The 12,277-nt window shown below is 41.9% G+C and carries 13 protein-coding genes and 2 pseudogenes; 12 read left to right on the top strand and 3 right to left on the bottom strand.

Translation table 11 applies throughout. The annotated features are described in order from the left end of the window. Window positions 1-362 precede the first annotated feature (362 nt). From O9290_RS03115 to lepB, 7 genes are all read left to right on the top strand, one after another. Window positions 363-884 (top strand): photosystem I assembly protein Ycf3, encoded by a 522-nt coding sequence (locus tag O9290_RS03115; protein WP_002760118.1) that lies wholly within the window; start codon window positions 363-365, stop codon window positions 882-884. Continuing rightward, window positions 871-1,080 carry a hypothetical protein gene (locus O9290_RS03120; RefSeq protein WP_072319610.1) on the top strand — a complete coding sequence of 70 codons (210 nt, stop codon included), beginning with the start codon at window positions 871-873 and terminating at the stop codon, window positions 1,078-1,080. Before O9290_RS03115 ends, O9290_RS03120 begins: the two co-directional genes overlap by 14 nt. Continuing rightward, window positions 1,058-1,354 (top strand): Asp-tRNA(Asn)/Glu-tRNA(Gln) amidotransferase subunit GatC, encoded by a 297-nt coding sequence (gatC, locus tag O9290_RS03125; protein ID WP_002760120.1) that lies wholly within the window; start codon window positions 1,058-1,060, stop codon window positions 1,352-1,354. The genes O9290_RS03120 and gatC overlap by 23 nt, the downstream gene beginning before the upstream one ends. A gap of 147 nt (window positions 1,355-1,501) precedes the next feature. Continuing rightward, the gene (locus O9290_RS03130; RefSeq protein WP_287169945.1) at window positions 1,502-1,903 is read left to right on the top strand and encodes a phosphomannose isomerase type II C-terminal cupin domain; all 402 of its coding nucleotides are present in this window, start codon (window positions 1,502-1,504) and stop codon (window positions 1,901-1,903) included. 694 nt (window positions 1,904-2,597) lie between these two features. Continuing rightward, on the top strand, window positions 2,598-2,969 hold the full coding sequence (locus O9290_RS03135) for a hypothetical protein (RefSeq protein WP_012267375.1): 372 nt from the start codon (window positions 2,598-2,600) through the stop codon (window positions 2,967-2,969). Between the two features lie 389 nt (window positions 2,970-3,358). Continuing rightward, window positions 3,359-4,192 (top strand): nucleoside triphosphate pyrophosphohydrolase, encoded by an 834-nt coding sequence (gene mazG / locus O9290_RS03140; protein WP_288059819.1) that lies wholly within the window; start codon window positions 3,359-3,361, stop codon window positions 4,190-4,192. Then, on the top strand, window positions 4,192-4,764 hold the full coding sequence (gene lepB / locus O9290_RS03145) for a signal peptidase I (RefSeq protein ID WP_288059817.1): 573 nt from the start codon (window positions 4,192-4,194) through the stop codon (window positions 4,762-4,764). The genes mazG and lepB overlap by 1 nt, the downstream gene beginning before the upstream one ends. A gap of 13 nt (window positions 4,765-4,777) precedes the next feature. Here the strand turns inward: lepB and O9290_RS03150 are convergent, their stop codons facing one another. After that, a complete protein-coding gene (locus O9290_RS03150; protein ID WP_002760138.1) occupies window positions 4,778-5,266 on the bottom strand; it encodes a universal stress protein in 489 nt (162 codons plus the stop codon). A gap of 18 nt (window positions 5,267-5,284) precedes the next feature. Here O9290_RS03150 and O9290_RS03155 point away from each other — a divergent pair, with 18 nt between their 5' ends. After that, window positions 5,285-6,202 (top strand): ribonuclease D, encoded by a 918-nt coding sequence (locus O9290_RS03155; protein WP_002760140.1) that lies wholly within the window; start codon window positions 5,285-5,287, stop codon window positions 6,200-6,202. A 114-nt stretch (window positions 6,203-6,316) separates the two neighbouring features. Beyond that, window positions 6,317-7,171 (top strand): prephenate dehydratase, encoded by an 855-nt coding sequence (gene pheA, locus O9290_RS03160; RefSeq protein WP_288059815.1) that lies wholly within the window; start codon window positions 6,317-6,319, stop codon window positions 7,169-7,171. A gap of 41 nt (window positions 7,172-7,212) precedes the next feature. Here pheA and O9290_RS03165 read toward each other — a convergent pair whose 3' ends face one another. Beyond that, on the bottom strand, window positions 7,213-9,138 hold the full coding sequence (locus tag O9290_RS03165) for an ATP-binding protein (protein ID WP_288059813.1): 1,926 nt from the start codon (window positions 9,136-9,138) through the stop codon (window positions 7,213-7,215). Window positions 9,139-9,229: 91 nt separating this feature from the next. On the opposite strand from O9290_RS03165, the gene O9290_RS03170 reads away from it, so the two are divergent. From O9290_RS03170 to O9290_RS28405, 3 genes and pseudogenes are all read left to right on the top strand, one after another. Then, on the top strand, window positions 9,230-9,910 hold the full coding sequence (locus O9290_RS03170) for a RibD family protein (RefSeq protein WP_288059811.1): 681 nt from the start codon (window positions 9,230-9,232) through the stop codon (window positions 9,908-9,910). A 255-nt stretch (window positions 9,911-10,165) separates the two neighbouring features. Next, on the top strand, window positions 10,166-11,356 hold the full coding sequence (locus O9290_RS03180; RefSeq protein WP_288059810.1) for a GNAT family N-acetyltransferase: 1,191 nt from the start codon (window positions 10,166-10,168) through the stop codon (window positions 11,354-11,356). 52 nt (window positions 11,357-11,408) lie between these two features. Beyond that, a pseudogene (locus O9290_RS28405) lies at window positions 11,409-11,614 on the top strand (hypothetical protein). Window positions 11,615-11,686: 72 nt separating this feature from the next. Here the strand turns inward: O9290_RS28405 and O9290_RS03185 are convergent. Then, a pseudogene (locus O9290_RS03185) lies at window positions 11,687-12,145 on the bottom strand (MiaE family protein); the annotation flags it as partial. Between the last annotated feature and the right edge of the window lie 132 nt (window positions 12,146-12,277).

Consider the following 12,277-nt stretch of genomic DNA (forward strand, 5'->3'; position numbering starts at 1 on the left):
TCAGGTGGTCAATTACCTAATTTTCAGGGAAAAAATCCCTAAATTTTCCCCCCAATCACTCCAATGGTAGGCACTTTTTCAGGGAAAAAAAGTCTAAAAGCCTTATCCAACAAGGTTTTTAGATTTATTCAGCAAACCCTAGATAGTAGATAGTAGGTTGGGTTATGGGATAAAGATTAGTAAGCCCCATAGTTGCCCCTTGCTAGGGGGATTTTTGGGCTGGAAAATAACGTTCGCCCCCAGTCCAGCCAAGACCCTCTAAATGGAACCCGTGGTCGAGAAAAATCGGAAAAATAGCCCTAGGGTTGCTGGCGAGTGCTATAAAGGTAAATAGTCATTTCGATCGCCTACTTGTCCTAACTATGCCACGCACTCAACGTAACGATAATTTTATTGATAAATCTTTTACCGTCATGGCGGATATCATTTTAAAGATGCTCCCCGCCAATAAAAAAGCCAAGGAAGCCTTTGTTTATTACCGTGATGGGATGTCTGCCCAAGCTGACGGCGAATACGCCGAAGCCCTCGATAATTACTATGAGGCTTTAACATTAGAAGAGGATCCTAACGATCGCAGTTATATCCTCTACAATATCGGCATTATCCACGCTAGTAACGGCGAGCATGAAAAGGCTCTGGAATACTACGAAGAAGCTATCCAACTTAATCCCAGAATGCCCTCCGCTTTGAATAATATCGCCGTTATTTACCATTTTCAAGGGGAAAAAGCCAGAGAAGACGGACAACAGGCCGAAGCGGAAGCACTCTACGACAAAGCGGCAGAATACTGGAAACAAGCCATCCGATTAGCCCCCAATAACTACATTGAAGCCCAAAACTGGCTGAAAATCACCGGGCGATCGGAAATTGATGTTTTCTTCTAAATTGAGGAGACAGGAGACAGGAGACAGGAGTCAGAATTCAGGAGTCAGGAGTCAGGAAATTGCTTTTATTTATTCTCCCCACACCCCACACCCCACACCCCACACCCCACACCCATCTCCCTGCTCCCCACACCCCACACCCCACACCCCACACCCCACACCCCATTTCTCCCATGATCGATCGAGCTACAGTTGAAAAAATCGCCCATTTAGCCCGTTTAGAGATTAATAGCGGCGAAGAAGAACAATTTGCGCTGCAATTAAGCGGGATACTAGATTATTTCGAGCAGTTAAGCGAATTAGACACGGAAAATGTGCCACCCACCACGCGAGCGATCGAAATTCAAAATATCACTCGCGCCGATGGTAATAGACTTTATCCCGATCACGAGGTCTTAGTGCAGGAATCGCCGGCTCCAGAAGGGGATTATTTCCGGGTTCCCCGTATTCTCAACACCGACGAAGAGTGAATTAGTGATCAGTGATCAGATGTGAGTTTTCAGTTTACTGTTTACTGATCACTGTTTACTGTTTACTGATCACTGATTTAGATGCCATCTAGGGTTTTTGCTGCTATCTTGGACTAAGATCAGACCTAGCAATGGAGACATAATATAATGATCGCATCTCAAGATGTGGCACCATTTCAGCTTATTTCGACCGTAGAATCGGCAGCAACAGAATTTAGACCTTGGGGTTCTTTCACCACTCTAGAAGAAGGTCTTGGTTATAAAATCAAGCGAATTGAAGTGAATCCGGGTCATCGTCTCAGTTTACAGATGCACTACCATCGCAGTGAACACTGGATTGTGGTTTCGGGAACGGCAAAAGTCACCTGTGGAGATAACGAAGAAATTCTCGGAGCCAATCAGTCCACTTATGTGCCGCAGTGTACGGCTCACCGTCTGGAAAACCCCGGGGTGATCAAATTGGTATTAATCGAAGTGCAGAATGGGGAATATTTAGGAGAGGATGATATAGTCCGTTTTCAGGATGATTATGCTCGCCATCAGAGCTAAGACCGTGTTTAGGGAGACAGAAAGGCAAGAAACTATATTTTCGCCCCAAAAACCTTTTGAGGTTAGTCTGCCTGACTGTCTTCCCTGCTGTCAAGGCTTGTCAAGTTCTAGAAAAATTTTCTTTTCGGGCCGGGTAGCGGTTTTCCTCCATGGCAGAAAAATAAACTTCCCCTAGGCCCTGTGTGGGAAGCTTGAGGAAAGCTGGGCTAGGGGAAATAATTTATTCCTTTGCTGGATTAACTTTAGCATATAACTCTCATTTGTCAGGACTATAACAGCCAGATGTCAATTCTGTGACAAATGCGAGTTTTCAGTTTACTGATTGCTGGTGACTGATTACTGGTTACTGTCGTCCACTTATTTTCTGAGAATTCTAGAGGTACTTGTAAATATTTGTTACAAGGAGACGCGGAAAAATCTGAGGACAGGGAGACAAGAAAGGATTATCGACGGGGATCAAGGATTTCAGTAGGAAACTAGATTGGGGATCAAGGGAAACCGATTGTAAAGTTTTCGATACCTCTTGGCGATTTTTGTAATAGTTCGATACATATAACATAGATGATCAGCGATGATTGTAAATTTATATTGCGAATAGCTCATCTTCTTCGGTGTTTTCCCTATACTGGTTTTCATCAACTTTGAGCCGACGTGCAGAAAAGTTAGACCACCAAGTTTGTAAGAGGTCAGGAAGATGCAATTAACCGCAAGAAATAACTGGGGCCACGTTTCTTTAGCAATGCTAAAAAGCTTTCTTCTCTGGAGTTTCGTCCTCACTGTCTGTTTATTAGTAGTGGGATTTCCTTTAGTAGTATTAATGATGACAGTGGGGGCATTGTCGGCGATTATCTTACAGTCAGTTTTACCGATTAGTTCCGTGCTTTTAGTTGCGGGAATGATTATTGGTATTAATATTTTGGCTATCCTAATTAGTGCCGCTTTATTAGCAGCAAAAGGTGTTCATCCCCATGAAGTTAGCTGGCTGCACTGGTTACACGGTGAGGTAAAAACCTCTCATCAAGCTGTTTATGCTTCTTGTCCCCTAACTTGCGGGGTAGTTCATTAAATCTGATTTTCTTACAGTGGAATTACTTACCTTTTTTCTATTTAGATTTATTTAAGTTTTCAACTGCTTTATCGGTTGACTATACAGATTCCAAGCTAGTGGAACCCGGTTTTACCGGGTTTTTTCATCGTTATTGAGCTAAAGCAGTTATCTGAATGGTGAGGTACGAAGTTTTCGTTTTGGGGAGTCGGTCGCCGGTCGTCGATATCAAATTATGAGAAAGGCTGTAACTGAATATGAGAAGATAGGGAAATAAAAGCTTTTTTGCTGTGATCGGTAAACAGTGATCAGTTAACTGAAAACTCACATCTGATCACTGATAACTGATAACTGATCACTGATAACTGATAACTAACCGGTATAATGGGCGAGAAAACCGGAAAAAATCGATGTCTAGCCTTCCAGAAACCGACAATCCCCGCTACAAGGCCATCTTAGAGGCATTAAACCATTTAATCAGCGTTGTTGCCCGTTTAAGAGACCCAGAAAGCGGCTGTCCTTGGGATTTAGTCCAAACCCCGGAAACTCTGATTCCCTACGTTATCGAAGAAGCTTATGAGGTGGTAGCGGCGATTAAAAGTGGTGATAAAACTGCCATTGCCGAGGAATTAGGCGATTTACTGCTACAGGTGGTTTTACAAGCCCAAATTGCCAGCGATGAGGGTAATTTTAGCCTAGAAGAAGTGGCTAGAGGTATCACCGATAAATTAATTCGTCGTCATCCCCACGTTTTCGGGGAGCTATCCCTAGAAAATCCCGAACAGGTGCGTCAAAATTGGGAGAAAATCAAAGCTGAGGAAAAAAATGACCCGACTATTAGCGGCAAATTAACCCGTTATGCCCAAACTTTACCACCCTTGATGGGGGCAATGAAAATTTCTCGGCAAGCGGCGCGAGTCGGTTTTGAGTGGGAAAATATCGCAGGAGTCTGGGAAAAATTCGGCGAAGAGTTAGCAGAATGGCAAGAGTCCCTAGAATCGGGCGATAAAGAGCATCAACAGGCCGAATTAGGCGATTTACTCTTTACTATTGTCAATCTTGCTCGCTGGTATAATTTAGACCCCAGTATCGCTTTACAAGAGACTAATCTGCGTTTTATTCAACGTTTTTCCCTAGTGGAATCTGTCGCAGAAAAGCCTCTCCATGACTATACACTGGAGGAATTAACAGTTTTCTGGCAGCAAGCGAAAGCTAAGTTACATCAACCATCATCCGGGCAATAATGCAAGAACAAGAAATTAATAAGGACAAATCCAAGAGTTTTTGGGCTTCTATTCGAGAAAATCTGCAAATTATCACTATAGCTTTAATTTTAGCCCTACTGATTCGCACTTTTGTCGCTGAACCTCGTTTTATCCCCTCTGATTCTATGTTACCCACCTTAGCACAGGGCGATCGCTTAGTAGTGGAAAAACTTTCCTACGATTTCCATCCTCCTCGACGGGGGGATATCGTCGTCTTTGAACCGCCGGCACAATTACAATTACAGGGATATCAAAAGAACCAAGCTTTTATTAAAAGAGTGATTGCCACCGCAGGGGATGTGATTGCTGTCAAGGAGGGCAAAATTTATCTGAATAATCAACCCTTGTCAGAGGATTATATTCTCGAATCCCCTCAATATAATTTAATGCCTTTGCTTGTGCCGGAAAATAATTTATTTGTCATGGGAGACAATCGCAATAATAGCAATGACTCCCATATCTGGGGGTTTTTACCGGAAAATAACGTGATTGGTAGGGCGGTTTTTCGCTTTTTTCCTTTTAATCGTTTGGGGATTTTAGGGGGGGAATAGCTAACAGGAATTTTTAGTCCTGATGATGTTGAACAATTAAGACGGAACAGGGGGCATGATGGAGAACATAATTACTCACACTACCTAAGAATAACTCTCCTAGACCCGATCGCCCACGCCGACCGATGACAATTAAATCAATATTTTCCTCTCGCGCCACTTTACAGATAGTTTTGGCGGCATGACCGTAAATTTGCCGGTATTCTCCCTTGACACCCATTTCTCCCGCCTGATTAGCTCTTTTTTGCAACATGGCCACCCCTTTCTGCTCGAATTCTTCCCATTGTTGCCGCCAAAAATCGAGAGTGAGATCATTCCCCTGGGCGGGGTAAATATCGGCTAAATTGGGTGGAATCGGTAAAGGGCTATAATCTTCCTCAGGGGAAAGGACGTGCAGTAGTAGGAGGTTAGCTTCGTACTTACTGGCTAAGGATACAGCCTCCTTAAAAACACTGTCCCCCATCTCTGACAAATCTACTGCTATCAAGATTTTTTGATACATTTTTCAGCCTCTGCAACCATGCCTTATTTAACGGAATCCGACGCTATTAGGAATGCGATCGATCACTTTTCTCATTTTCCCATTCTTTGGTTAGATACGGAAGTAGCCGATTACAATAGCAAGACTCCCCGTTTGTCTCTGATTCAAATTCTGGCTGATTCCACGGACTTAACGGGGGAGCGGGTGACAATTTTGGATGTTCTTGATCGACCCGATCTTACTAACTATTTTATCACTAAAATCATGCTGGTTGACCGGATAGAAAAGGTTTTTCACAATGCTAGTTATGATTGTAAATTTTTGGGCGGTAAAAGCAAAGTTAAAAAAATTACCTGTACCCTAGAGTTAGCTAAAAAGGTTCCCTACTATATTGCTCCTTTACCCAATTATCAACTGAAAACCGTGGCTGAATGTCTTTGTCATTTTCCCGCTATCGATAAAAGTGAACAGGGGGGTAATTGGGGCAAAAGACCTTTAACCGCGGCCCAGCTAGAATATGCACAAAAAGACCCCGTATATACGGCCCAAATCCATCATCGTCTTTTGCAGCTTTCCCATTTAATTACTCCCGATCCCGCGGGTGAGAATCTCGAAAGATTAACTAATCGTTATTGGGAAATTTACCAGCAATGGAAGATTTTAGATACAGAGATGGAACATCTCAAGGAACGTTTAAAGTCGGCAATTATCCAGCAAGAGGCTGCGGAGATTAACGGTTTTTCGGTCAGTTACCAAAATCGCACCAGCAAAAAAGTTAAACTGGCCGAATTAGCCAAAGTTGTCTATTTATCGGGCCAGGATAGCCAAATATCTCTCTCCTTAACTAATGATCTTCTCAAAGAATTGGGGGATTTAGCCCAAGGGTTAACCATCGAGGAAACGCACCAAAAAATCAGTCAATTGACCATCAAACAAAGTGAAGCTGACTTGACATGATTATAGCAGAATTCAGCAGATAGGACATAGGAGTCAATACCAAATTAGGTTATACTTGATGTTGACGAGAAAGGCTGTAATAGCTAGAAAAAATTGCTTGCGGGGATAATCTAAATGACTGTAAAGATCGCTTATCTGGGGCCGGTGGGAACCTATTCAGAAACAGCCGCTTTAGCATTTGCTAATAGTTTACCACCCCAGCCTCGTCAATTAATACCCTATCCTAGCATTGCCTTGGCCCTGGGATCGGTTGTCCAAAATCAGGCCGATTTAGCAGTGGTCCCGGTGGAAAACTCCACCGAGGGAAGTGTGGTAATGACTCTTGATGCTTTATGGCAATTACCCGGGTTACAGATTCAACAAGAATTAGTTTTACCGATTTCCCATGCACTTCTATCTCCTAGTCAATCGCTAACAGAAATTAAAACCGTTTATTCCCATCCCCAAGCTTTAGCCCAATGTCAAAAATGGCTAGAAAATAATTTACCTAACGTGCCGATTATTCCCACCAATTCTACCACAGAAGCGATTCAAATTCTCGATCGAGAGGCTAATTCGGCCGCTATTGCTTCTCCCCGGGCGGCAAAACTCTATAATGTACCAATACTAATACAACCAATTAATGATTATCCCGATAATTGTACCCGTTTTTGGGTAATGGCTTTAACTTCCCATCGCCAAGGTGAGCGGATGTCCCTCGCTTTTCAAGTTTTAGATCAACCCGGCGCTTTAGTCAAACCTTTAGAAGTTTTTGCCAAACGTCAGCTTAATTTATCTCGGATCGAATCGCGACCAACTAAAATATCTTTAGGGGAATACATATTTTTTATTGATCTAGAAATTAATCCAGATCAACAGCATTTAATCGCGGCAACTTTAGAAGAATTAACCAATTATACCGATGCGATCAAGGTTTTTGGTGCTTATCAGGTGGTTAATTTGCCTGTAGAGAGTTTAGAGGAATTATAAACTAAATTCCTCATAAATTACAGAAATTAAATAGAGATATTTTAGCTTTTAAGAGAGGGAAGAATCGGCAAAGATGAGTTTTCCTCTGGGGGAGAATCAAGCTTTCTTTCCCCAACTAGAGGAAGAATAATTTCTACAGTTGTTCCTAAACCTTGACCTTGACTAGAGATAGTAATATCTCCCCCCATCATTTTCATAAAATTCTTAGAAATAGCTAATCCCAAACCCGTACCGCTAAATTTTCTAGTTGTGGAACCATCAATCATCACAAAAGGACGGAATAATTTTGATTGTTGCTGGGGGTCTATACCGATTCCTGTATCGATTATAGTAATAATAGCCTGTGTATTTTCTAGGCGAGTTATTAAAGAAATTGTGCCTGTATCAGTAAATTTAATTGAGTTAGAAATAACATTCAAAATTACCTGTTTAAATTTAGTGGTATCAGCATAGACTACTGGATTTTCTTGACAGAAAAGTAAATTTAATTTTAAGTGCTTACCTTGCAGCGAGGCTGTTTGTAAATTAATAACTTCATTGATAATTTGGTGTAAATATACTGGTTCAGGATTAACGGAAAGTTTGCCCGCTTCTATTTTAGCAATACTGAGAATATCATCAATAATTTCCAAAAGATGTACGGCTGAATTATCCGCTTGTTGCAGATATTCTTTTTCCTCCTCCTCACTATTACAAAATCCATCCATAACGCAACGAATTGAGCCAATAATACCATTGAGAGGGGTGCGTAATTCGTGGGAAGTATTCGCCAAAAATTGGTTTTTTAATTGATTAGCATTTTCCGCTTCTTGCCAACTCTTAACTATTTCCTCTCCCCAAAGACGTAAACGTTCGAGCATTTCCTCTAGGGCCGACGCTAACTGATTAATTTCTCGAATATTAAAGTTTTGTGGTGTAATCTTTTCGGAGGTAATTTTCTGAATATTTAAGGCATAATCTCGCAGTTTTTCTAAAGGTCTAGCTAAATCCCTAGTGATCAGTATAATAGCTACTAAATAAGCTAATAATAAACCAGAAATTAGATAAAAAATTGCCTCCCAAATTTGTTGTAGAGGAGCCAGAGCTTGGGAGAGGGGACTAATGGCTAAAACTATCCATTTTTGGGATGATTCTCCCGTAACTGGACTGGGAAGGGAGCTATAACCAGCGACTAACTCTTTGCCATATTTCTCGAAAGAAAATAAATGGAGAAATCTCTGTTGACCTCTAACAGCATTAATGATGATTAGATTGAGGCGTTCAGCATCAGCTTCTTGACTGATATGGCTACCAATGCGATCAAAATAGGGATGAGCGAGAATAATGCCATTTTCAGAAATAACCACGGGATAACCCGATAAAGAACCGGGTAAAACCTTCTCACGGTAAAGTAGAGAAGTTTGCAGAATCAGACTAGATTGTAATTGTCCTTGATTATCGTAGATGGGAACAGCAAAAACTAATTCTAATTGACGATTATTATTGGGAGATTTTGTTAAAAGTTGTCGAGGTAAACTTCTAACTAAAACATTCTCGATGTTCCCAGCAGAGCTAGTCCGTTTTTCTGTCCATCTTTCCAGGGGCAAAACATTGATAATTTCTGGTTCACAGGCTCGATTTAATAAAGGTTTCTTGGTCTTAATATCAATTAATTCCACACAGTTAATCTGATTAGGAAGCCGCACCGTGAATTGTTGTAAAAAAGCTTCTTTTTCGGCTAAGGTTCCCTGTTTTAAAACCAGACTTTCGCCCGCAGTGATAAGATTGGCCTGCAAAAATTGAATTGATTGATCAATATTGTCTGCTTTTCTGATGGCACTTTCGGTGAGATTTTGACGGGCCGTTTCCAAAAAAGCCGATCGCGCCTTACGATAGGTGATATAAACTCCCATTAGTAGTACAGGAACACTAACCAAGAGTAAGCGAGAGAGCAGAATACGACGAAAGGAGGATTGACCGATAGACATAGGCAGAAATTGGTTTGATTCTTGCTATCAAACTCCAGACTATACTAGCCTATTCACCAATCAGACTGGGTGATATCCCCGAGCATTTGCCATGAATTGTCCTCACACCACCGTTATTTTAGCCATGAGTGCCGATGGTAAAATTGCCGACGCCTACCAGTCGGCGGCCAGATTTGCCTCTGCTACCGATAAAATGCGTCTAGAACAACATTTATCGCGCATGGATGCCGCTTTATTCGGTGCTAACACCCTGCGCGCTTATCACACCAGTCTTCCTATCCGTCATGCCGATTTTCTCGCATACCGTCAACAACGGGGATTATCTCCCCAGCCGATACAGATCGTTTGTTCTCATTCAGGCCAGCTTGATCCCCGGATGAAATTTTTTCAGCAGCCTTTCCCGCGCTGGTTAATCACGGCAGCGGAAAAAGTGGCGGCATGGGAAAATCGGGGTTTATTTGAGCTTGTCTTAGTCTGCGGTGATTGGAAGGCTATTTTTAGTCAATTTACCACCCTAGGTATTAAAAAGCTGGCGATTCTGGGAGGAGGTGAATTAATTGCCTCTCTTTTAGCTGAAGATTTAATCGATGAAATCCATCTAACTATTTGTCCGTTGCTGTTAGGAGGCAATAAAGCGGCAACTCCCCTGGGAGGAACTGGATTTATGGCTGATTCTGCCAGAAAATTACGACTTTTGAGCGTGGAAACCGTGCAAGAAGAAATTTTCCTACATTATTCCCTTGAACGGCAGTCCCATAAATCTCAAAACTAGATTACCTTAAATAGGGTCTGCTGAAAAAGTTTGTTGGTGGGGGCAGGGTGTGGGGTGTAGGGTGTAGGGTGTAGGGTTTTACTGATTTTGAGGTACTCAGTTACCTAATTTTCAGGGAAAAAGTCCCGGAATTTTACCCCTAATCACTCCCAGTCCGGTACTTTTTGATTGACAAAAAGTCTAAAAGTCTTACCCAACAAGGGTTTTAGATTTATTCAGCAAACCTTAAATAAAAAGGTTGACTTATCTTGTCCCATGGTAGAACAGCTTAAACCCCAATACTCTGTGGCTTGGATTGATAAAATGAGTGAGATTCCCCAACAAAAATGGGATGCTCTCGCTCAACCCCTAACTACTCCCTTTCTAGAGTGGGAATGGTTACATAATATCGAAACTTCCGGCAGCGCCACGGGACGCACAGGGTGGCAACCTGCTCATCTCACAGTTTGGCGCGGTGCTGAGTTAATTGCCGCCGCTCCTTTGTATATTAAAAGTCATAGTTACGGTGAATTTGTCTTTGACCACCAATGGGCAGATCTTTCCCGTCGTTTAGGGATTAGATACTATCCAAAACTGTTAGGAATGACCCCTTTTACTCCGGCGGTGGGTTATCGTTTTTTAATTGCTCCGGTGGAAAATGAACTGGAGATTACGGCTTTAATGATAGCGGCTATTGATCATTTTTGTGATCAAAATAATCTGTCGGGTTGTCATTTTCTTTTTGTGGATCCCCAATGGCGAATTTTAATGGAAAATTTGGGCTTTACTCCCTGGTTACACCATAGTTATATCTGGAATAACAAGGGTTTTCAAAGTTTTGAAGATTATCTGACGGTTTTTAATGCTAATCAACGCCGCAATATTAAACGGGAACGGAAAGCGGTGACTAATGCGGGGTTAATTATTAAAACTCTGGCCGCCGAAGAAATTCCCCATCATTTATTCCCGTTAATTTATCGGTTTTATAGCAGTACCTGTGATAAATTTTACTGGGGAAGTAAATATCTGACACAGAAATTTTTTGAACAATTATATCCGAACTATCGTCAGCGAGTGGTTTTGATTACTGCCTACCAAAATGAAAAGGATACTAAACCCGTGGGTTTATCTTTTTGTATTCGCAAAGATACTAATCTTTATGGTCGTTACTGGGGCAGTTTTCAAGAGTACGACTGTTTACATTTTGAAGCTTGTTACTATCAACCGATCGATTGGGCAATTAGTCAAAATATTACCATGTTTGACCCCGGTGCGGGAGGACAACACAAGAAAAGACGGGGTTTTCCCGCTACTGCTAATCATAGTTTACACCGTTTCTATCATGGCAAAATGACTCAAATTCTCCGCAATTATATCCAGGAAATTAATCAAATGGAACAGGAAGAAATTGAAGCAATCAATCAAGATTTACCTTTTTCTAAGAGAGAAATTGAGTTTAACGAGTAATTTAGATAGTTAATTGTCCCTGGGTGCATCTCATTTTTGTAAATCTACTGAGTTGGGATTTTTAAAGGGAAACTATCTTCTAAAATTGGTTATTACTTCCGATTTGATCACTCAATCCTAGGGTTGATTCATGGTAGGGTTGATTCATGAATCAACCCTACCCGTTGGGGACGCAAGCGCCGTCCCCAAACCCCGAAGCGCATTAGTTTTTCGGTGGGATGCTTACAGGCAGCTGCCGATATATTTGTAATAATTTAAGAGTCACTGATAATTGCTAATTGTCCGTATTTCTGCAAATGTGAGCTGCAGCCATTGTCCCTATTAGTGCAATCAACTATGAATACGAGGTTCCGGGTGCAGAGTAGTGAGAATCTCACTTTCGATCGCCGCTAGGGTTTCTAAACGTTGCTCGATCACTGTACGTTCAAAATAATCCGCTGCTAATAGCCAATAAATACCATAATGACGCGCTTCGGAAGCCATTAAACCGCGATAAAATTTGCCTAAATCGGGATCAGGACAATATTCTCCCAATAAACCTAATCTTTCGTGGGAACGCGCCTCGATTAAAGCTGATATTAACAGCGAATCCAAAAGGCGATCGGGTTCTTGGTGACGAATCTGGGCCTTTAATTTAGCACCATAGGGGGGAGAATTCAAGGGAGCGAGGGGAATTCCCCATTTATCTAACCATTGATTGACCTGTTCAAAATGTTCTAATTCCTCTTGGGCGATCGCCGTTAATTTCCGCACGAGGGAAGCGTAGGAAGGATAACGAAACTTGACATCCTCGCCGCCCTAAAAGTGCGGCGATTCCTAAACCTCACGATTTAAGTTTCTGCTTCCACCACCGTCGCATACCACAGTTAAAAAACCATGTACTGTCTTACACAGAGTCCACAGACTTTCGCCCCATTTCAG

The organism is Microcystis sp. LE19-41.2A, from assembly GCF_027530405.1.
GTDB lineage: Bacteria > Cyanobacteriota > Cyanobacteriia > Cyanobacteriales > Microcystaceae > Microcystis > Microcystis aeruginosa.

Bases quoted from the DNA above. Each gene is read 5' to 3' on its own strand.
- O9290_RS03115 (WP_002760118.1), top strand. From the start codon at position 363: ATGCCACGCACTCAACGTAACGATAATTTTATTGATAAATCTTTTACC.
- O9290_RS03120 (WP_072319610.1), top strand. From the start codon at position 871: ATGTTTTCTTCTAAATTGAGGAGACAGGAGACAGGAGACAGGAGTCAG.
- gatC (WP_002760120.1), top strand. From the start codon at position 1,058: ATGATCGATCGAGCTACAGTTGAAAAAATCGCCCATTTAGCCCGTTTA.
- O9290_RS03130 (WP_287169945.1), top strand. From the start codon at position 1,502: ATGATCGCATCTCAAGATGTGGCACCATTTCAGCTTATTTCGACCGTA.
- O9290_RS03135 (WP_012267375.1), top strand. From the start codon at position 2,598: ATGCAATTAACCGCAAGAAATAACTGGGGCCACGTTTCTTTAGCAATG.
- mazG (WP_288059819.1), top strand. From the start codon at position 3,359: ATGTCTAGCCTTCCAGAAACCGACAATCCCCGCTACAAGGCCATCTTA.
- lepB (WP_288059817.1), top strand. From the start codon at position 4,192: ATGCAAGAACAAGAAATTAATAAGGACAAATCCAAGAGTTTTTGGGCT.
- O9290_RS03150 (WP_002760138.1), bottom strand. From the start codon at position 5,266: ATGTATCAAAAAATCTTGATAGCAGTAGATTTGTCAGAGATGGGGGAC.
- O9290_RS03155 (WP_002760140.1), top strand. From the start codon at position 5,285: ATGCCTTATTTAACGGAATCCGACGCTATTAGGAATGCGATCGATCAC.
- pheA (WP_288059815.1), top strand. From the start codon at position 6,317: ATGACTGTAAAGATCGCTTATCTGGGGCCGGTGGGAACCTATTCAGAA.
- O9290_RS03165 (WP_288059813.1), bottom strand. From the start codon at position 9,138: ATGTCTATCGGTCAATCCTCCTTTCGTCGTATTCTGCTCTCTCGCTTA.
- O9290_RS03170 (WP_288059811.1), top strand. From the start codon at position 9,230: ATGAATTGTCCTCACACCACCGTTATTTTAGCCATGAGTGCCGATGGT.
- O9290_RS03180 (WP_288059810.1), top strand. From the start codon at position 10,166: ATGGTAGAACAGCTTAAACCCCAATACTCTGTGGCTTGGATTGATAAA.